The organism is Thalassotalea sp. PS06, from assembly GCF_007197775.1.
Classification (GTDB): domain Bacteria; phylum Pseudomonadota; class Gammaproteobacteria; order Enterobacterales; family Alteromonadaceae; genus Thalassotalea_A.
On the sequence record NZ_CP041638.1, the window covers coordinates 2504472 to 2525817 of the forward strand.

Sequence of the window (21346 nt, forward strand, 5' to 3'; positions counted from 1 at the left end):
CTAGCTAAGATAGGAAGCTTGAAGAGGATTCAACGTACGCAAAAAACCACTCTATCACTACCCTAAATTCGGGAATTAACATGGAGTCCTGCCACCACTGTGAAGACGGTGCGGGCGTAAATACATCCAGAAAGAACAAGGCTGCACTGACGACCAATGCGCCTCGCAAACCACCAAATACTAAGCCAAGTACCCGATCCGTTCCCGTTAATCCCGTTTTATCTACCAGCTGCCCGATAATGTAATTTATCATGGCGCCGAGTATTAAGGTTGCAACAAATAATATGCCTATTGCGGCTGCGTTTCGTAATACATCATCCTGGATATTGACTAGATATGCGGCAAGTTGCTGATAAAATGTACTGGCAACAAAAAACGCACATACCCAGATTACTAATGAGACAGCTTCCTTAACAAACCCTCTTACCAGGCTGATAAGCATGGACATCCCAATCACTATCAAAATCAGGTAGTCAACCCAAACCATTTGTCGTCATCCTATTCGTTACGCGGCGCATTCTAACAGAATCCGTGCTTTACATACTAATCATTTATGGCAATTTTATGTAAACAAAATGCTTCACTATCAGGTTAACATTTTGTCTGAGTCGTCGTTGCCCGCAAGTATCATTTCAATCTAGCGGGCATGGAAATCTAACCGAGCGGTTCAAACTTTGCGATTCGCCCCTGAACGCCGGTTAACTTATGTAATTTTGAAAGTTCGGCTTCCAACATGCTGCGATTTACGGCAGGACCAATAAATACTTTCGTTAAGGTACCACCCTGGGTTTTTACTGGCCGGGTGAATACCGTATAGCCTGCATCTTTTAGCTTGTCCTGCAATTGCTGAACATTATTCTTATGACGAAAGCTCCCTAACTGGATAACCCAGCCAGAGGCCTTAGCACTAGATTTCGGTTTTGCTTCAATCTTGGCAACCTTACTGGCACCATTTTCAGGCTTTGCCGCCTGAGCCTGAGTTACCGGCTCCGCCTCATCGGGCTCTTCGATTATCGCTGTTGGCGTTTTTGCCGGGTTACCGGATTCGAATACCGGTTCGTCATCTAACGCCACCTCATTCGCTAAAGGTTCGGGTTTTGCCTTGGCAATCAGCGCCTGTTCATTCATCGCAGGAATGGCGACCACATTCAGGGCATCGGGAGATTGAGGAATTTCTTCAAACTGGGATTGATATGCTTTCTTTTCACCATCGAGGAACTCAGGCAAAAAGATTACTGCAGCGGCTGCAACTATGATGGTACCTACTAGTCTGTTTTGAAACGGCGTAGACAAAGGGGCTCCTTAGAGACATGACTTTTTGAATTCAGCGACGGTAAAAAAAGATCCAAACACCAAAATCATGTCATTTTTATTAGCATTATCTTTTGCTATTTTAAAGCCATCCGATACTTTGTCAAAGCCAATAGTGTTTACCTTTAATTTTGCCAGGGCTTCGACCAAGACTTGAGCGTCTGCGGCTCGACCAACACCAAGGCTCACCGGGTACCAATCATCTATCTGATCTTTGATGGCTGCTAATGTCGAATCAATATCTTTATCCGCCAACATACCTACCACGGCGTGTACTCGCTGGTAATTCTTACTGGCAATAACTTTGGCTAGGTGTCTTGCCGCGTGCGGATTATGGGCAACATCGAGCATAACATCGGGATGACGCGCGACAATTTCGGTTCGGCCCGGAACCTTGGTTTGCGAAATCCACTGATTTACATTTTCCGTGGTCAATGTTCTGGTCACATCATCACTGATTAATGACAGCACCATCAAGGCCGTTGCCACATTGTCTCGAGGGATATTTGGGGGAACCAGGTTAGTTAATCGTACATTGTCGAAATGCCAGTGCCAGTGTCCAGGCTCCGTTTCGTTGTCTTCGGCGAAAAACGCGTCATTGCGATAATAATTGATACTTTGCAGTTCACTTAGATAGCCTTTTACCGGTTCTGGCAAATTCGGCTCACCAATCACGGCTGGGCGATTGGTACGACAAATACCCGCTTTTTCCAAACCGATACTGGCTCTGTCGTTTCCCAAAAACTGTTGATGATCTAAATCGATACTGGTGATTACTGAAACATCAGCATCAATAATATTGGTGGCGTCAAGGCGCCCTCCTAAACCGACTTCAAGAATCACATAATTGATATCCCGTTGCTGGCAAATCATCAGGGCTGCTAGTGTTGTGTATTCATAGTAACTCAGAGAAATTTCCCGACGTTGGTTTTCAATTTCTCTGAATGCATCGATTAACGACTGATCATCTATTAATGCCTTATTGACGCGTAAACGTTCATTAAAACGCTCAATATGAGGAGAAGAGTATACGGCGACCTTATACCCAGATGCTATCAATGCATTCTCAATAAAGGCGCAGGTGGTGCCCTTACCGTTCGTACCACCAACGGTGATAACTTTTTTATCGGCAAATGCGATATTTAGTCGCTCTTTTACCACTAGGATCCGGTCTAAGGTCATATCGATCTCAACCGGATGAATGGATTCTAAATAAAAAAGCCACTCATCTAAGGTATTTAAAGATAAGTGGCTATTCATTTTTTTTGTCATGTTTTTAACACCAATCACGGTAAGTAAGTGTTCTGTTCGAAATATTTCTTGCAGTCCCCAAGGGGCGATTACAAGGAATTATACCCGATTCACTTACCAATATGACACCAAATAAATACAAGCGAGTTACGTTTAAACTGATATTCGCTAATTATTCAATGCCCTACCGCTAATGGCGTTAGCTGATTTGTGGTTCATCCTTCCCCATGAACTTGGCAATCAAGCGCGCTAAACGTGGACGCATTTCGCGACGATCAACAATAAGGTCAATCGCACCATGCTCAAGTAGGAATTCTGAACGTTGGAAACCTTCAGGAAGTTTTTCTCTTACCGTCTGCTCAATAACTCGAGGCCCGGCAAAACCAATCAAGGCTTTCGGTTCAGCAACGTTAATATCGCCTAGCATTGCCAAACTTGCACTAACACCACCCATAGTCGGATCCGTCAGCACCGACACGTAAGGTAAGCCTTTCTCACTCATTTTAGCAAGCGCAGCACTGGTTTTTGCCATTTGCATAAGCGACATCAATGCCTCTTGCATTCGAGCACCGCCACTGGCCGAGAAACAAATCAACGGTAAGTTTTCTTTTAAACAGATTTCAGCAGCCTGGACAAAGCGTGCACCGACAACGGAAGCCATAGAACCACCCAGGAAAGCAAATTCAAAAGCAGCGACAACAACCGGCATGCCGCCCAGTTCGCCTTTCATAACGATAATGGCGTCTTTCTCGCCAGTCGCCTTTTGCGCCGCCGAGATGCGGTCTTTATACCGTTTCGAATCTTTGAACTTTAATTTATCCTGTGGCTCTAGCTCAGCACCAATTTCGACTTTTTCACCTGCATCAAGAAATGCTTCCAGACGCTTTCTCGCCGGTAAACGCATGTGGTGATCACATTTAGGACACACACCAAGTTGACGCTCTAGCTCAACTTTATATAAAACCGCATTACACGAAGTACACTTGCTCCAGACGCCTTCAGGAATATTGGCTTTACTGGCAGTCGACGTTTTTGCTTTCGGTAGAATTTTTTCAATCCAGCTCATGGGTAATTTATGCCTATTTTTGGTTACTAGGGGCTAGATGAACAACCCGTTCTCGTTGTTCTCCCGTTCAAAATTCAACAGGGGAACCATTAATCTTTAATAAACGCCAATTAAACCATACTTTTGCCAGCGAACTACAGAAAAAACTGGTCAGCGTTGTCGCGATCTTTTGTTATTATAGCGGTCAACTGATTAAAAAATACCCTAAACTTCCGCTAATTTCGTTAAATTTCATTATTCAAAAAAAGCGGCCCTAAAGGAGATTTAGGTAATTGAAAGGATTCAGGATAATCGACATCCACAAAATACAGGCCATTAGCGGGTGCGGTCATCCCGGCTTTGCAGCGATTTTTTAAATATAACACTTCGCTAATCCAGCTTACTTCTTCTAACTTGCGCCCTACACGCATCAAACTACCAGCGATATTACGTACCATATGATGTAAAAATGCATTCGCCTTAATATCGATAATGACATAGTTGCCCTGGCGAGATACATCGCAATGAATGATGGTGCGCAATGGAGAATGGGCCTGACAGTGAACCGTCCGAAAAGAGGTAAAATCATGCTGCCCAACCAATTGCTGTGCCGCTTCATGCATGAGCTTTTCATCTAAAGGCTGATGACAGAAACTTAAGCCTTTGGCAAAAATTGCCGGACGGTAAATACCATTGTAAATAATGTAACGATAACGGCGTGCCGTCGCACTGAAACGAGCATGGAATTCTTCGGCAACGGGATGACTCCAACGAACGGCAATATCCTTGGGCATTAAGGTATTCATGCCTAGCGTCCAGGCAGCGGAACCACGATCATAGGGAGAATCAAAATGAACAACCTGATTGGTACCATGAACACCCGTATCCGTGCGCCCGGCACAGACGACTTCTGTAGGTTTGTTCACAATTTTAGATAAGGCTTTTTCAATTTCGCCCTGAACGCTCATTACGTCGTTTTGACGCTGCCAGCCGTGATAACGACTGCCATCATATTCTATACCCAATGCAAACCGCATTTTGCCCTCCGTCAATTTCGGTGCGCATTATCGTACATTTATTATGGTTAATCGATAAAAAAATACCGGCCTAAGCCGGTATTTTATTGCAAAAGTAAATCAAAGATTATGATTTCAGAGAGTACAGCAACTGTTGAGCTTGTTGCTGTTGGCTTGAATTACCAAGCTTCATCACATTCTTAAGAATAACCGCAGCATTATCTTCATCACCGATCTCGATATAAACCTGAGCTAAATCAAGTTTGGCATTAACACCATGCTTATCATCATCGACATTAACCGGGTTGACGTTTTGAGTAAACTCTGGGAACTCATCCAAGCCAACGTCTATTTTACCTTCCTGATAAGGCTCTGGATCTTGTGTTGATGATTCTGAGTCCGCGATTAGCTCGTCAATTTCTACGAAATTTTGCGGCTCCTGTGCCACTGCTTGAAAGGTACTAACCGGTTCGATTTCAGCAGTCGCTTCCTGGCTTTTTGAGTCAACCACCAGATGTTGAGATTCGTTAGAAATTTCTTCTAACAGCTTGTCGAATTCGACATCGTCAAAATCTTCAATTTCTTTAAGCTGAGCAGATGATAAATCAATCTCGCCTGGCGACTGTGTATCTGAATGCAACTTCGCAGGTTTTGCCTTAGTTTCCTCATCAACCATATCATCAATAATATGATCCATGTTGAGATCATTATCTAAGGTGTCGTTGGCTTGGTTTTTCACCAGGTTAGCCAATAAGTCGGCTTCACTTACCAGCGCTTGCGGTTCAACGTGCGAATCTTTCAAATCTACTTTTGCAAACGCCTGAGCAATTGCATCAGGAGCTTTGTCGTTGCCTTGCAGCGCTGTTTTGCTGGTTGCCGGCTTTTGTTTTTTAGCTGGCTCAATATCCGATACCTTGGCATTGAATAGTACACTCGAAGGTTGCAATACAGAGCTGTCTTCGGCTTTTGCAAGGTTAGCTTTTTTATCTTTTGCCGGTTTAGACTTCTCGTTTGTCTGTGGCATATTCTGTCTGGAATTAGCCTTGTTCGCCGGTTGCTTAACCTGCTGCTTTTCAGATAGTTGTGGTTTCAAAGCCAACAATTCTTTTTCAACACGGCGGCGCCTTTGTACCAGTACGCTTAATACGATTACCAAGACAAACATTAAGCCGATTACCGACCAATAAGCGATTGGGCTGTTAAACAAGCCATCATTTTGTTTTTTCAGCGCAGCCTGTTCAGCCATTAACTTCTGTTCGCGCTTCTTAGCTTGTAACAACAGAGCATTTTGCTCTTCCAGTTTTTTGTCCAGTTCCGCCTGATTCTGTTTGGAACGCTCAAGCTCATACTGCAAGTCGTCAAGCTTAACGCCAACGGCTGCCAGGCTCTCTTCAACTTCACGGTTAGAAACCTGAGCTTCGGATTCTGATTCCGGCTCACTGACACCTTCAAGTTTTAGGCTTTGAACGGGCAAAGATTCTGTCTCCGCGCTAGCCATCGTCGGCTCAGCTACGCCTTGTGCTGTGCTTTGTACTTCTTCATTGGAAGCGACATTGGTGTCAATAGTTTTGTGAACTTGCGACACTTGTACAGATGGCTCGGTTTCCACAAGCAATTGCTTAGAATCGGTTTCAGGTAAGGTTTGGGGTTGTTGCGTGGTCGACTCTGCGCTAACCGGGGTGACCGGTAAACCCTGCTTACCTGCTTCAGGTTTGACATTACTGGCAATTGCCTGATTAATTTTAGTTAGGCTATCATCACTGTCGTTTTGACGGTGGAAAGGCACAACCTCATTGATCTGCGCTAACGTAGGAATTCTCAAATACTGTCCTTGTATTAAAAAATTTATATCGTTATTTACAAACGCATTAGGATTGGTTTTAAACAGAGCCACCATTACCTGATAATTGGTAACAGAATCATCGGGACGATAGGCGTTAGCAATCTTCCACAAGGTATCTGAAGCCTTAATAGGCCCATAAGTAGACAGGTTGTCCCCAACAAATATATCCTGTTCAGTCGCAGTGTTATCAGCTTGTTGCGCCAGAGCAGTGCCAGCTGGAGCAACTAACAAAGCGGCTATTAACCCAGGAATGAGTGAGGATTTAAATTTAGATGTGCGATAAATAGTCATGAATCAGGTCCTTCCTTCTCACGTTTATCAAAATAATTTAAACCGATTGGATTAGCGCGACTTTTTGTTATCACCCGATAATATATCCCAGATCGTTGCGAGATACTAGCGCTGTCAATAAGTTAGCGTGACTTTCTCTGACCAATTGGCGATAACTTGTTCAATACCACCAAAAAAGCCAGAGCAAATGGATTGCACTGGCTTTATCAATTGCAATAATTGTGGTGTTAGCGATTATCCCAGGTACTCTGCAATCAACAATTCCGCAATCTGAACTGAGTTGGTAGCAGCACCCTTACGAACGTTATCAGCAACGATCCACATATTGATACCATTTGGATGCGAAATATCTTCGCGAATACGGCCCACGAAAGTCTCATCTTTACCACTGGCGTTGCCAACTTGAGTTGGGAAATCTTCATCATTTTCACAAACCACGACTCCAGGAGCCTGTGCCAACAGCGCTTTAACTTCTTCAGCCGACGTTTGCTGAGTGGTTTCAATGTGTAAGGCTTCACCGTGACCATAAAATACCGGTACACGAACAGCGGTAGGATTTACCAAAACATTTTCATCACCAAGAATTTTCTTGGTTTCCCAAACCATCTTCATCTCTTCACGGGTATAACCGTTATCTTCGAATGAATCGATTTGTGGGATAACATTAAACGCGATCTGACGAGAAAACGCTTTCGCTTCTACTGGCTTACCTGATAATAAGTCAGCGCATTGCTTCGCCAGCTCTTCAATCGCGGTTTTACCAGCGCCCGATACTGACTGGTATGTTGAAACATTAATACGGTCGATACCTACGGCATCATAAATTGGTTTAAGAGCCACCATCATCTGAATGGTTGAGCAGTTTGGATTGGCGATAATATTGCGGTTGCGATAATCCGCTAAAGCCTGAGGGTTAACTTCTGGAACCACAAGCGGGATATCATCGTCGTAACGAAACTGTGAGGTGTTATCAATAACAACACAACCGGCATCAGCGGCAATCGGCGCAAATTTTTCAGATGTGGAGCCACCGGCTGAAAAGAAGGCGATTTGAGCCTGGGAAAAATCGAAGGTGTCTGCATCAAGCACTTCGACGCTTTCGCCGTTAAACTCAACCATTTCACCAGCGCTGCGGCTACTCGCCAACGGATAAAGGTTGTTTACTGGAAATTTTCTCTCTTCAAGAATTTCCATCATGTGCTTACCGACTAACCCTGTTGCTCCAAGAACAACGACATCAAATTTTTGTCCCATGTTGTTTTCCATACTTAGTTGTTATTCATTACTCTTGTATCGTAAAACCCAGAGCCCCTAGCATATCTGGTACTAAAGAATCCCGGGCTGATAATTCTAACGCACTGAACTCCCGTCTGACCGGGTAGTTTTTACGAATCGCATCAAAGCCTTTTTTCAACAGCTGTTGGCGGAAAATCTGATCATCGCGGCGCACATCATAAACCTGAAACACGCGTCGATATATTTCTTCCATCCTTGCCTGTTCACTGGCGATTGGGGTTTGCTCCATTCGCACAATAAATTCTCCGGCGGGCATAAACTGCCGTAATTCGAGCTTTGGCTCTAATTGTGTAAGCTGACATAATGCCTGATAAAGCATTTCAGTTCCACGAGATTTTCCTTCTAAGCTATATCCGGCAATATGCGCCGTTGCTATCTGACAGTACTCGATCAATTCGAGCAGCACATCTGGTTCATTTTCCCAAACATCCAAAACCAGTTGTGGCCCCTGCCCGGCAAGCTTTTGTGCCAGCAATGCCTGATTATCAATAACCTCTCCACGACAGGCATTTAGTAGGATTTGCTCAGCAGATAACTGTGACAAAACTTTTTCATCAAACAGATGATAAGTCGGATATTCACCATCGCGAGTTAACGGTACATGCAGGGAAATCGCATCACACTTGAGAATATCAGCAAACTCGGAAAATTCCCGCTCATCCGTTTCGGCCAGTAACGGATCGTAAAGCTTATAAGGGATATTCATCGCTGCCAGTTTTCTGGCGACAGCAGAACCGGTATTACCTGCCCCGATAATCCCTACGGTGAAATCGGCAATGTTTGCCTGCTTGCGCTGACAAATAACCAGTAGCGAACTAATCACGTATTCCCCAACCGATATCGCATTACAACCTGGCGCCGATGAGAAACTAATATTTCGACTCAATAGATACTCGGTATCAATGTGATCGACGCCTATGGTTGCGGTACCGACAAATTGGATACGCTCATTTTCCTTTAATAAGTTTTCATCAACCCGGGTAATAGAGCGAACCAGCAAGACATCGGCATCAGCAATATCTGCGGCTTTCACATCTCGACCTGAGAATGATTTTAAGTTGCCAAAGCCTGCGAAAAACTCGTTGGCAAAAGGAATGTTTTCATCAAAATAAATATTCATAGCAAAAACGCTGGACAAGCGGTAACAACGACCATTTAGACCAGGGTTATATCACTTCTTAGGGATTAACTCATTAACATTCAGTTTACCCCGCATTGGCCCGTTAGCCAATAAAACCTAAGCGAATCAGGCAAATATTTTGATAGTAAATTTATATGAGAAATAACCGAATGATGGCCCTTTTCGGTTAACACAATCAAATAAAGGCAAATGGCAAGACTTTGAACAAAAATCCATAGGCTATAGTTTGATTGTGGTTTCAATTAAGTCGGTTTCAATATCAATTCCACTAAGTTACAGGAGCATCATTTGGCGACTATTACCTGTTATGGCGCGGCCCAGGAAGTTACCGGTTCATGCCATCTATTGCGAGCAAGTGATCATTCCATCCTGCTTGATTGTGGATTACACCAGGGTAACCGCAGCAGGCGACACCTTGAATCACAAGCGTTCGATTTCAATCCAGCAACGATTGACGCGGTGATACTTTCCCACGCACATCTTGATCACAGTGGCCGGCTGCCCGCTCTGGTTCATCAGGGTTTTAGCGGAGCTATTTATTGCACCCCGGCAACCGCGCAACTTCTGCCTGTTATGTTGTTTGATGCCTATAGCCTCTATCAAAACGATTTAAAGCGCATCAACCGTAAAAACCAACGACAAGGCAAACCATTGCTAACCGAAAATTACAGTATCGAAGACATTAAAGCCGTAATCGATCTCTGCCGGCCCAAAGCCTTTCAGGATCCTTTTGCTATAACGCCCACCATCAGTGTCTGCCTGTTTGATGCCGGTCATATTCTCGGTTCGGCCATCACTCGGATAACTATTAACGAACGCGACAAAATCAAAACCCTGGTTTACAGTGGCGATCTTGGTAAGCAGGGAACCTTGCTAATGAACGATCCTAAGGTTCTGGATAAAGCCGACCTGGTGATGATGGAAGGAACGTACGGCGATCGAAATCATCGCGACCTGAATGATACCCTGAGCCAGTTCGAGCAAATACTTCATGACGCATACCAACGAAATGGCAATGCGTTACTTCCGGCCTTTGCGGTTGGTCGTACCCAGGAATTATTGCTGTATCTGGGCAAACTGCAGCAAAAACAAGCCTTGGATAACTGGACCATATTTCTTGATAGTCCGATGGCCATTGAAGTTACCCACATTTACGATCATTGGCTAACCACCCTCGATTGTGAGGGCGTGCAATCTTTATCCGATGGTGATGCAACCTTACTAAAAAATTTTATATCTTCGTTGCATCTGACTCAGGAACCTGAACATTCAATGGCAATCAACAACATTAAAAACCATGCCATTATCATCGCCGGCAGCGGCATGTGCTCTGGTGGACGTATCACTCACCATATTAAGCATCGCATTTGGGATAAGCGTAATACCATGATATTCGTCGGCTATCAGGCTCAGGGAACGCCCGGACGGGCCATTGTTGATGGCGTCAAAAACATCAAACTCTTTGGTGAAGATTTACAGGTTAACGCTAGCATTGAAACCCTGGGGGGCTTTTCCGCTCATGCCGGGCAGCAAGAGCTAATCGATTGGCTGGCAAACTTTAAGCCTGACCCTCGTGTGATATTGGTGCATGGCGAAGCTGATGCATTGGATACCTTAAGTGACAAGATTTGGCAGTCACTAGGAATCCACTGTGAAATCCCGGCTCAAGGGCAGGTTGTTGCGTTTTAACAAGGGAGTTAAAACTCCCTTAGTACGTATCGTAAACGATACTCCGGGTACGTGACGGAAAACGTCACTTCGAGTACACAATCAGAGATTGTTCCGGGTTACCGACATGGACGTTGGTATGCAGAATTTGTCTGGAACCGAAATTCTGTACCCGCGACACAAAACGTCGCTTCGAGTAAAAGCAAAAAGCCTTTTGTCATTCCCTGATACTACAGGGAATCTTGGCTAGAGCCGAACGTCTCTGATGTGCCACAAGCGGGAGTTAAAACTCCCTGAGTACGTATCGCAAACGATACTCCGGGTACGTGGCAGAAAATGCCACTCCGAGCACACAATCAAAGATTGTTCCGGGTTACCGACATGGACGTTGGTATGCAGAATTTGTCTGGAACCGAAATTCTGTACCCGCGACACAAAACGTCGCTTCGAGTAAAAGCAAAAAGCCTTTTGTCATTCCCTGAAACTACAGGGAATCTTGGCTAGAGCCGAACGTCTCTGAAGTGCCAGCAAGAGTCATACGCTATCCCGTTTATATACTCCGTCATCCCGTGCTCCGACACGGGATCCCCTTTCGGTGTACTGAGACTTGTTTACTTAGTTCTTTAGTTAAGAAGTTGAAATAAATAGGATCACAGCACGCGATAGGAGGTCCCACATCAAGTGCGGGATGACGGTAGAAAGTAAAGAGATAACGGGAGGTTCAATGAGTCCAGATCGCTCTAACCAGCCGTTGGCCGAGTAGATAAGTTACCCAATAGTATCGCTTTAATCAAACTATCATTTAAACAACCCAACCACTCTATAAAAAACGAACAACCACAGACTGATCAATAGATTAATATCAAAACCTAATTAAATAGCAAACACAAAAAAGCCAGGTTAATCCTGGCTTTAAAATTTAACAAAACACTAATTCATAGCGTTTAAGTTGCTGGCTGCGCTTCTAAACTGACAACGTATAAGGTTCTGTCATCTAACTTGCGAATAAGCTGATTGTCAGAGCCAGTCTGCCAGGTCCCTCGCGGTAGCTCAGGAAGTCGCTGGATAACGGAGAAGTCAGACGCATCATAAACGGCATGATTGGTTACCACCACCCCTAGTGTTGCATCACTAAATTCAATTTTTTCGCCAGCATTTAACGATTCAAAATCAAATACCTGCTCATAGGTTTCCAGATTGTAAACAAAGCTTCCCCAATACAGGTGTTTTGCATTCTTGTTAACATAAACTAAGTATTCAGGGTATCGATTGGTATAAGGTAAGACTCCCGATAGAGTATCTATCTGCAATGCGTCTCCGGAGAAATCAATCACTCGCAATAGACCTTCACCATCTCGATTGATGATGTGCTGGATCATTGCTTTGCTATCGAGCGGATTGATTGCATTGGAAATAACTTGATAATCGATAAATTCGTCGTTGAGCTTAGCTAGTGGATAATGAAAATCGTCCTCAATATCAAACATGCCATATCGGACTGAATAATCATTATCGCGGCTGGCAACCGTTTTCAACACGATTTTTGTCTGCTGACATTCAAGCTCTTGGTACTCAACGCCCAATTCATGAATGTTGATCAATCGCAGATTATCCAAATCGAACTCTAGTAACTGATCCTGGCTTTGGTTTTGCCCAAGCGCATAGATTCTATTTTCAGGTTCAAATTTACAAAGCTGAATGAATGGTGCATACAAATCGTCTTTTCTCAATATCTCGCGGGTATTTGGAACAAAAGCCTGAAATTGTGCCTTATTTGAATATGTCTGCACGGCAGACGTCACTTGCTCTTGAGAATAAGTGATAAGTTCACCGATATTGATATCGTAGTGCTTAATTTCTCCTGGAATACCGAATAAAAAGTCTAAAGACTGAGGATTACCCGGCGAGTTGGAATAATACAACGAGTAGCGATGCAAACCGTCTTCAATATTGGTCAACGGCGTTAGGGTCATCTTGTTTTGATCTTTTACGACGCTGTAATCCGCTAATGCACCATCCGATAATGGTGAGTTGACCTCGACACCATGGTTAAACGTTAACGTTATTTCCTCGCCATTTGATAATTTTTCATAAACGTCAGGCGAGATATCAATAATCGCAGAATGCGTATATCGGTTGGATTGCTCAAACAGTGACTGGTTAGACAAAAGCTCTAACAGATTTTCCTCGAATAAATCACCTGTCGAAATACCTGCGATAGAGGAGTAATCTAATGCTATCGAGGTAGAATTGTACTTGCTTATAAACGTAGCAAGTCGCTGCCCGTCCTCTGTGCTCAAAACTAAATTGCCCGTTATTTCATCAAGCAAATTGTAATAAGAGTCTGATTGCGCAGGCACTGTCATCTCAGCGGTCAGTTCACCTTTGATATCTTCAGCTACGTTTTCAAAGGTTCCACTGAACTCTGCGGAATATACAGGCTCATCATTGAGAATAAAGTTTTGTGATTGCGTTAAGGCTGCATCACTGATGTTAAAATCAAAAAAGTTGGTAACTTTTACATCAATCAAAGAAATATCGATATTTCTCGATTTAAAACTCAATTGGTCTTCAGAATCTGCGAGCCACGTCTGTTCAACATCTGTGCTGAAATCAAAATTAACATGAGCCGTTAACAGACCTTCAAACTCACGAAATGAGAAATCACTTGATGAAACGTTAATCTTATAATGATTTACGTCAGAAGTTTTTATCTTAGTAAGTTTTTGCTGCTCAACTAATTCCGTTAATTCAGCCTGTCTTTCGATGATTTGGTAATCAATTCGCACCTGCCCGTTAAAGACAGAGGATGCTGAGTTTGCATCTTTATTGACGCAATTATCATAGGTAAAAGTCGCGGAGCCCGAGTCATACTGACGCGAGTTAAATGCCCATTGAACACTTCCACCGTTGGCACAATCTCGTTTTAGTATTGAATCATATTGGTTCAATACCCAAAGTAACTCAGACTCAAGCAAACGGGAAATATCCATTGCCGCTTCATAGCCAAGGACCGATTGAATAACTATTTCATCATAATTATCCTCGGTGATTACCAGGGGTTCAGGTTCAGGAGTAACAGGTGGCGTTGTTTTGCTTTCTCCACCACCAGAGCCGCCTCCACATGCCGTCAACAAGCAAGTGGACATAATTAAGGGCCAGATTTTCATTATTTGCCTTCCAATTTTTCTTTTTATACAAGTGTCGATGGAGACACTTGACGTTCAAGCACTGATGTTATTGTTTGAACGAAAAAACATTCACTTGATTAAAAACCATTCAACCATACTTGCAGTTTGTTGCTTAAACGTTGAATTAAGTTTGCAATCAGACTTCAAAATGCGTTGCGCAAATTCATTGCTGGCAACGTTAGAAAATTAATGAAACAAAGCTTCAGATTCTGCCATCTGAGCCAGTCCGTTGATTTTCCCAAAAAAAAAGCCAAGTTGAACTTGGCTTCTTAAATATTGGGTTTTAACTTATCACATTACTGATATTTTTTCATCACCAATGTCGAGTTTGTACCACCAAAACCGAAGCTGTTAGACATGGCTAAATTGATCTCAGCAGGTTTGGCTTCAGTGACGATATCAAGGCCTTGAGCTTGCTCATCAAGGGTCTCAATATTTACTGAAGGCGCTACAAATCCGTGCTCCATCATTAACATGGTGTAAATCGCTTCGTGAACACCTGCAGCGCCAAGGGCGTGACCTGTCATTGCTTTAGTGGCGCTGATCATTGGTGAGTCAGTACCAAATACTTCCTGAATCGCGCCTAGCTCTTTTACATCACCTACAGGTGTTGATGTACCGTGAGTGTTTAGATAATCAACTTTACCGTCAACGCCGTGCATCGCTTGTTGCATACAACGAATCGCACCTTCACCGCTTGGCGCTACCATGTCGTAACCGTCAGAGGTTGCACCGTAACCAACGATTTCAGCATAGATGTGAGCACCACGGGCTAAAGCGTGTTCTAACTCTTCAACAACAACCATACCGCCGCCACCAGAAATAACGAAACCATCGCGGTTTGCATCATAGGTACGAGACGCTTTTTCAGGCGTTTCATTGTATTTGGTTGAAAGTGCGCCCATGCCATCAAACATCATAGCTAGAGACCAATCGACCTCTTCACCACCACCAGCAAATACGATATCTTGCTTGCCTAACTGGATAAGCTCAGCGGCGTGACCAATACAATGTGCAGAGGTTGCACAGGCAGAGCTGATTGAATAGTTAACACCAAGAATTTTAAATGGTGTTGCCAGACATGCTGAACAGGTGCTCGACATGGTTTTTGGCACCGCGTAAGGACCAACTCGTTTTACGCCTTTCTCACGCAAGGTATCCGTAGACTTAATCACGTTTGCTGATGATGCACCGCCAGAGCCTGCTACCAGACCAGTACGGTAATTAGATACCTGATCGTCGGTCAGCTTGGCATCTTTAATGGCTTCTTCCATGGCGATGTACGCATAACCTGCGGCATCACCCATAAAGCGCATTACTTTACGATCGATATGCTCGGCAACGTCAATGTTTGGCTTACCCCAAACCTGAGAGCGCAATCCCATTTCTTCAAAGCTTTCTGAACGGCTGATACCACTCTTGCCATTCTTCAATGAATTTAAAACTTCTTCTGCGTTATTGCCGATACTGGACACAATGCCCATACCTGTAATCACTACTCGTTTCATTCTTATTTAACCATTTTCATCTGTTAATTGTCGGCTATGATACTATGAATATCGAAAAATCTGGTCTATCCAGTGTACGACTGTACGCCCAATAGCAGCGGTGTCAAGAGAAGGTTTTGTAAAACCTCTGGTGAGCACTGCATTGACGAGGTAAAATTCGCTGTCCTGACAATTCGTTAGCTAACCCACTTGCGGAGAAAGCACAACCTTGAGCAAACCCAAACCCAGCGAGCAAAAAATCAATTCTCAAAGCTCCGGAAATTCTGATATCGAAACTGCACAGATTGAATTTGACAACAACGGCCTGCCCTATTCAAGTCTGTTCGATGATATTTATTTCGATTATCAGGACGGCTGCTCACAAAGTATACAAGTGTTCATCGAAGGCAATGATTTAGATAACCAGTGGCTCGAATATCAACAACAAAATGGCACAACCGACTCACCATTTGTAATTGGTGAAACGGGTTTTGGCACGGGTCTGAACTTTTTTCTGACATTACAACGATTTGTCGAATTTTCCAAAGTCCATGAACCTCACTGGCAACTGCAGTTCATTACGACTGAAAAGTATCCGATGACGGAGCAAGATTTAGCGAAAGCATTAGCCCTATGGCCTGAGTTCAAAGATTTTACCGATGAGTTTTTACCCCAGTATCAATTGAGTAAACTCCAGTTGGATAATGGTCACTTAGAAAACCCGCAATCGAACAGCATCGACAAAATCCTGACCATCAATATGCTCGAAAACAAGGTGAAATTAATGATTCACTTACAGGATGCCACCGCCGCATTCGCGAGCATTGAGCCAGACAAATTTGATTATGTAAATGCCTGGTTTCTCGATGGCTTTGCGCCAAAGAAAAACCCAAAGATGTGGCACAAAGGCCTGTTTATGCAACTTGGGCGCTTATCAAAACCCGGCACCAGTTTAGCAACCTTTACTGTTGCCGGTATCGTCCGCCGCGGCCTGCAGGAACAAGGATTTGCCGTTACCCGAAAGAAACATCAGCAATATAAATCCCAAACTCTGGTGGCAACCTATACCGGGTTTCCTAAAGAAGATAACTTAAATGGTTATAAATGCCGGGTATCACCGAATAAACCTCAGCATGTCACTATTGTCGGTGGCGGGCTTGCCAGTGCCTGTGCTGCATACTCGCTCGTTAAGCGCGGCATTAAAGTCAATGTGTTTTGCCAGGATAAAGAACTGGCTCAAGGCGCTTCCGCCAACGCTATCGGCGCTATTTATCCGCTGTTACATCAACAAAAAGATGAAATCAGCGAGTTTTATCAGGCGGGCTTTGACTACGCGATAAAGTTTTATCAGGACTTGTTATCCCAAGGGTTTGAATATACCCATGGTTTTGATGGTTTGATTGAAGTTGCTTACAAAAAGGCATTAGAGCAGCGATTAGAAATTTTTAAAAACAAGCCGGTATGGCCACAAACATTAATTTCGGTTATCGATGCTGAACAGGCAAATGCGATTTCTGGCATGGCGATTAATCACCCTGGATTATGGATACCAAAGGCCGGTTGGGTGTCTCCTCCAGAGCTGGTTAAAGCGATATTTGCTGCCGCTCAGCAAATCGGTCAATGCAAAGTTAAATACAACACTCAGGTGGAGTCTATCGAGAAAATGGTCAATGGTAGATTTTTGTTAAATACCAATAAAGGCCTAAAGCAAATCCAGACGTTAGTTTTATGCACAGGCGCTGATACCTTGAGTTTAGATATTGCCGATGCCTTGCCTTTATCGATAGTCAGAGGTCAGGTAAGCCAAATTCAGACAACCACTGCCAGCGAAAATTTAAAAGCCGTTATTTGTCACAAAGGTTATCTCACACCCGCGGTAAACGACTTACATTGTATTGGCGCTACCTTTGATAAAAGGGATAGTGATACATCGACGCGGGACGCAGATGATGCGTATAACCTGGAAACTCTGACCCGACTTCTCGGTAACATTGGTAACTGGAATATCGATGACGTTAAAGGAGCGAAAGCGAGATTACGTTGTTGTACGCCGGATCACCTGCCTGTGGTTGGTGCCATGCCCGATGTCGAAGGGCATAAGCAAACCTATCAACATTTGAGCAAGGATAAAAACTGGCGGTTTGAGCAGTCGCCGCCTGTAATTGACGGGCTTTATATTATGACGGGGATGGGCGCACGGGGCTTATGCAGTGCGCCTTTGCTTGGCGAGATCCTCGCCTGCGAATTGGTTAATGAAGCCTATCCGGTTAGCGCCGAGCAATTGTTTCAGCTCTCCCCTAACCGGTTTATTATCCGCGATTTAATTCGCAATCGCGTTTCGTAGTTGAGCAGGCATGCACTTAGTTTAGTTCGGAATCGACCCAAAACTTGGTACCTTTGACGGTGGCTTGTAGCGCCAGGCCACTTTCCGTGAAAGTATAAACGGTAACATCACCAAAATAAGCCTCGCCTTCAATGGAAGCGCCTTTATCTGAAGCCACGGCTGCAGCATCAGCGTTACCGCCAAAGGTCCAGCCATTTTCAACAAAATGGTTCATGGCTTTTTGCGTATGGAAAACCATAACAATACGATAATCTTTAGCGCCCATACCAAGACCAACACCACCTTCAGCCATATTCATGTAGGTATGTTGCTGAGTTGACATATTTTTAACGACACCATAACCAGTGCCGGCAGAAACCAATAATAAATTGATATTGGCGTTGCTAAATACACCGTAGCCTTTAGCGCCTTCTACCACTTTGCGGCTGTGAGGCTTTTCTTTGAAAAGCTGGGTTAAAACCTGGTTTTTCATTGACAGGATCTTTTGCTGTTTTTCCTGTTTGCTGCCATCTCCCATCGACGCACATGCGCTCAATACAAAGCACAATAACAGGTAACTCAGGCTTTTTAATTTAGTCATGTTCAACTCTCTTTTTATTCTGTTGTAGCAAAGATAATGCACTGATGAGCTTACGAAAAGCAAGGCTGGATTTGCTGCCAGAAGTTCTCGACAATCACCTTGTCCTGCGGCGTTAATTCGGTTCTGGCATTGTGCAGGTCATTACTTACCTGGTCTGCCAATTCTGCAGATAACACCTGCTCATCGCCGCCAAAAGCTGCGGCGGCAATCATAATGAACCCTCGTACATAACTGCTGGCAAATAAAAGATCGGCGTCGTCGAGCTCAATCAGACCGTCAAAATAATCACATAGCTGTTCTAAGGTTTTTACATTGTCTAACATAGGAATTCTTACTTCGAAATAAAATTAATATCAGGCGTGTAATAAGCCCGGGCTGGCGACAGGATATAAAACCTGATCATGGAAACCGGTTATCACTGGCAAGTAACCGCTTAGCTCGGCATCGAGGGTTGGATCGCCACTATCAACAATCAATGGACGGTGATCCAGGGCCTGTAACTTACGCTTAGTGGCAACGATAAAAATATTGTCTTTACCAATGGTACGAATGATTCGTGGGCTCAATTGCTGATTACCACGGCCAAGAATATGCCCCTGGCCGCCAATAACGGTAATCACCAATTTGACATCCTGCCCCTGCTCTTTGGCTTCATGCAGCGCACTGTAAAGCATATGCTCAGTGACATCTTGAGCCACTAAATCCTGCTCCTGCACCAAATCAACGCCAAGCAAGGTATTATCCAAAGCCATTTCCTGCATAATTGCCGCAACCGTAGAACCCGAGCCCATCACGAAAAGCTCTTCATCCATTTGCTCAATAATATGCGCGGCAATATCCATCAAGACTAATTCATCAGTTTCTTTACCACCGGATTTTACCGCCTGAATATATTGCAAATGACTGGGTATCTGCATCTCACCATAACGTCTGGCTTTAACAATACCCTGACGAAATGCGGTTTCGTCAATATCCATGACATCGGCTTCTAAAAAGCTTACCAGCTCATTATTCACCATTTCCTCAACCACTCGTCCTGCAGCAGTTGGCGTTAACGCATAGACACCAGAGTGGATCTTAACTCCGGCGGGGATCCCAAGCACAGGGAAAAACCCTTGTACTTTTGCACAAACATTACGAGCCGTACCATCACCACCGGCAAACAGTAATAAATCTACTTGCTGTTGTTGCAAAGCTTCGACAAGGGCTTCGGTATCCAAAGCGGTGGAATTATCACCTTGGTAGTGATGAACAACCTCAACCGTAAAGCCAAGTGAGCGAGCGGTCTCTTCACCCATATCACCATTGCCGGTATAGATGGTTATCTTGTCTTTATAGGGAACTAACACCTCTAAAGCCAGCTTGGCACGAAGGTTTGATTTCGGTTCTGCGCCTAACGCTTTTGCTTGTTTGGCAATATCCTCGCCATCGCTGCCTTTAAACGCGACACTGCCACCAATTCCAGCAATTGGATTGACCAAAAAGCCTAATTTAAACATAACAAGGTGTCTCCAGTGATGAAGTAACTGCACCATCGCATTTAGGTATTAGCGACGATTTTTCCAACACTTCACCGGCCTTTTTGTTGCTATTTAGAGCAAAATGCTCAATTTTTAATTTTTCATCCCGGTCATAGAATTTTTGCAGCGCGGTAATAAACTGCTGTGCCCGTGGTGGGAATCCCGAGTGCAGATATTGCTCTACCTGCGCATGAACAGATGACCTGAATGCATCCCGATCGACCTCGATACCACTCAAGTTATCGACCGAGACATTAAACTTAAACCCAGCGGCGACACAAAATGCCCATTCAATAGCCTGAGGTTTAATTTCCACTTTCTCAAATGCCGCCTGTTGCTGGGCATTACGACCATCCGGGGCGTACCAGTAACCAAAGTCCTCCAGCAACCGACGTTCTTTACCGGCGATACACCAATGGGCGATTTCATGTAAACCGCTGGCATAAAAACCATGGGCAAAGATAACACGATGGTAACAGGTTTGCTCATCAGCAGGCAGATATACCGGCTCGTCGTCACCGCGAATCAAGCGGGTATTCTCAGACAATGAAAACTCATTGTTGAAGATGGCAATCAAATCGTTAATATCGTGCTGCATCTGTGCCTTAAAAGCGTTTTAGGATGATTGAAAGTGCGGCTATTTTAGCCGTTGCCGGGCGCTATCTCAATGGCATAGCTTCATTAATATAAAATGACCATATCAATGAAATCTCTGTTGTAAATGAACCGCTGCATTAACTCTGAGCTGTGCAAAAACTTAGTGGGATTGGTATTAGCTCACAAAATAAAACCCTTTAAAGGCCAACCCCTTATCAGTTATTATTTAACCCTAATACGATTAGCGCACTATCAGACGAAATGGAACCTGCGATGAAGAAACTCGATGAGGTCGATCAGCAAATCCTCACCTTGCTATACAAAGATGCCGATATCACCAACAAAGAGCTTGCAGCAAAGATTGGTATTGCCGCGTCCACCTGTCTGGAAAGAGTCAAACGAATGAAGTCTGCCGGAGTCATTCGTAACTCTGTAATCGATGTCAATTACCAGACCCTGGGTGGTAATATCCAGGCAATTGCCGCCATTCAATTACAGCCTTACTCGGAACAAATCGTCAACGATCTTCGTGACCAATTACTAAAATTGCCAGAAATCGTCAGTATGTTTCATATGGGTGGTGCCTTCGACTTCTATATCCATATGTCCGTAAAAGATACCGAGCATCTGCGCCGTTTCGTCTTTGAAGCCATTACATCCAGAGAGGAAGTGACTAATGTTGAAACCTCGTTGGTATTTGAGCACAGTCGCAGCCCCGTCATGCCAAATTTTAGCGCCTAATTCCAGTGCCTGACTTCTGTCGAC

General features: G+C 44.1%; 17 protein-coding genes. 3 read left to right on the top strand and 14 right to left on the bottom strand.

The features are described from left to right. Positions 1–4 precede the first annotated feature (4 nt). The 8 genes from FNC98_RS11125 to FNC98_RS11160 all read right to left on the bottom strand — a co-directional run bounded on the left by FNC98_RS11125 (position 5) and on the right by FNC98_RS11160 (position 9173). The gene (locus FNC98_RS11125; protein WP_143581304.1) at positions 5–487 is read right to left on the bottom strand and encodes a CvpA family protein; all 483 of its coding nucleotides are present in this window, start codon (positions 485–487) and stop codon (positions 5–7) included. 167 nt (positions 488–654) lie between these two features. After that, positions 655–1293: an SPOR domain-containing protein gene (locus FNC98_RS11130; protein ID WP_143581305.1), complete on the bottom strand. Its 639-nt coding sequence runs from the start codon at positions 1291–1293 to the stop codon at positions 655–657. A 9-nt stretch (positions 1294–1302) separates the two neighbouring features. Continuing rightward, positions 1303–2583 (bottom strand): bifunctional tetrahydrofolate synthase/dihydrofolate synthase, encoded by a 1281-nt coding sequence (folC, locus tag FNC98_RS11135; protein ID WP_143581306.1) that lies wholly within the window; start codon positions 2581–2583, stop codon positions 1303–1305. Positions 2584–2761: 178 nt separating this feature from the next. Continuing rightward, entirely contained in the window at positions 2762–3628 is an 867-nt protein-coding gene (gene accD / locus FNC98_RS11140; RefSeq protein ID WP_143581307.1) for an acetyl-CoA carboxylase, carboxyltransferase subunit beta, read from the bottom strand. A gap of 224 nt (positions 3629–3852) precedes the next feature. Continuing rightward, on the bottom strand, positions 3853–4644 hold the full coding sequence (gene truA / locus FNC98_RS11145) for a tRNA pseudouridine(38-40) synthase TruA (protein ID WP_143581308.1): 792 nt from the start codon (positions 4642–4644) through the stop codon (positions 3853–3855). 106 nt (positions 4645–4750) lie between these two features. Then, the gene (locus tag FNC98_RS11150) at positions 4751–6757 is read right to left on the bottom strand and encodes a FimV/HubP family polar landmark protein (protein WP_143581309.1); all 2007 of its coding nucleotides are present in this window, start codon (positions 6755–6757) and stop codon (positions 4751–4753) included. A 234-nt stretch (positions 6758–6991) separates the two neighbouring features. After that, positions 6992–8011 (bottom strand): aspartate-semialdehyde dehydrogenase, encoded by a 1020-nt coding sequence (locus FNC98_RS11155; protein WP_143581310.1) that lies wholly within the window; start codon positions 8009–8011, stop codon positions 6992–6994. Between the two features lie 28 nt (positions 8012–8039). Further along, positions 8040–9173, bottom strand: a complete 1134-nt coding sequence (locus FNC98_RS11160; RefSeq protein WP_143581311.1) for a 4-phosphoerythronate dehydrogenase — start codon at positions 9171–9173, stop codon at positions 8040–8042. Positions 9174–9482: 309 nt separating this feature from the next. Between FNC98_RS11160 and FNC98_RS11165 the strand changes: the two genes are divergently transcribed. After that, positions 9483–10883, top strand: a complete 1401-nt coding sequence (locus FNC98_RS11165; protein WP_143581312.1) for an MBL fold metallo-hydrolase RNA specificity domain-containing protein — start codon at positions 9483–9485, stop codon at positions 10881–10883. A 923-nt stretch (positions 10884–11806) separates the two neighbouring features. Here FNC98_RS11165 and FNC98_RS11170 read toward each other — a convergent pair. Both FNC98_RS11170 and fabB read right to left on the bottom strand, forming a co-directional pair. Continuing rightward, on the bottom strand, positions 11807–14032 hold the full coding sequence (locus FNC98_RS11170; RefSeq protein ID WP_143581313.1) for a hypothetical protein: 2226 nt from the start codon (positions 14030–14032) through the stop codon (positions 11807–11809). A gap of 317 nt (positions 14033–14349) precedes the next feature. Next, on the bottom strand, positions 14350–15561 hold the full coding sequence (fabB, locus tag FNC98_RS11175; RefSeq protein ID WP_143581314.1) for a beta-ketoacyl-ACP synthase I: 1212 nt from the start codon (positions 15559–15561) through the stop codon (positions 14350–14352). Positions 15562–15769: 208 nt separating this feature from the next. Here fabB and mnmC point away from each other — a divergent pair, with 208 nt between their 5' ends. Continuing rightward, positions 15770–17884 carry a bifunctional tRNA (5-methylaminomethyl-2-thiouridine)(34)-methyltransferase MnmD/FAD-dependent 5-carboxymethylaminomethyl-2-thiouridine(34) oxidoreductase MnmC gene (gene mnmC / locus FNC98_RS11180; protein ID WP_143581315.1) on the top strand — a complete coding sequence of 705 codons (2115 nt, stop codon included), beginning with the start codon at positions 15770–15772 and terminating at the stop codon, positions 17882–17884. A gap of 16 nt (positions 17885–17900) precedes the next feature. Here mnmC and FNC98_RS11185 read toward each other — a convergent pair whose 3' ends face one another. From FNC98_RS11185 to FNC98_RS11200, 4 genes are read right to left on the bottom strand one after another with little or no spacing between them, the layout of a single operon-like run. Then, the gene (locus FNC98_RS11185) at positions 17901–18464 is read right to left on the bottom strand and encodes a YSC84-related protein (protein WP_143581316.1); all 564 of its coding nucleotides are present in this window, start codon (positions 18462–18464) and stop codon (positions 17901–17903) included. Between the two features lie 50 nt (positions 18465–18514). Further along, positions 18515–18787, bottom strand: a complete 273-nt coding sequence (locus FNC98_RS11190) for a YfcL family protein (RefSeq protein ID WP_143581317.1) — start codon at positions 18785–18787, stop codon at positions 18515–18517. 30 nt (positions 18788–18817) lie between these two features. Next, complete coding sequence (locus FNC98_RS11195; RefSeq protein WP_260680348.1) at positions 18818–19963, bottom strand: ATP-NAD kinase family protein; 1146 nt, start codon at positions 19961–19963, stop codon at positions 18818–18820. Continuing rightward, a complete protein-coding gene (locus tag FNC98_RS11200) occupies positions 19956–20582 on the bottom strand; it encodes an elongation factor P hydroxylase (protein WP_143581319.1) in 627 nt (208 codons plus the stop codon). The genes FNC98_RS11195 and FNC98_RS11200 overlap by 8 nt, the downstream gene beginning before the upstream one ends. Positions 20583–20854: 272 nt before the next feature. On the opposite strand from FNC98_RS11200, the gene FNC98_RS11205 reads away from it, so the two are divergent. After that, the gene (locus FNC98_RS11205; protein WP_143581320.1) at positions 20855–21322 is read left to right on the top strand and encodes an Lrp/AsnC family transcriptional regulator; all 468 of its coding nucleotides are present in this window, start codon (positions 20855–20857) and stop codon (positions 21320–21322) included. Positions 21323–21346 lie beyond the last annotated feature (24 nt).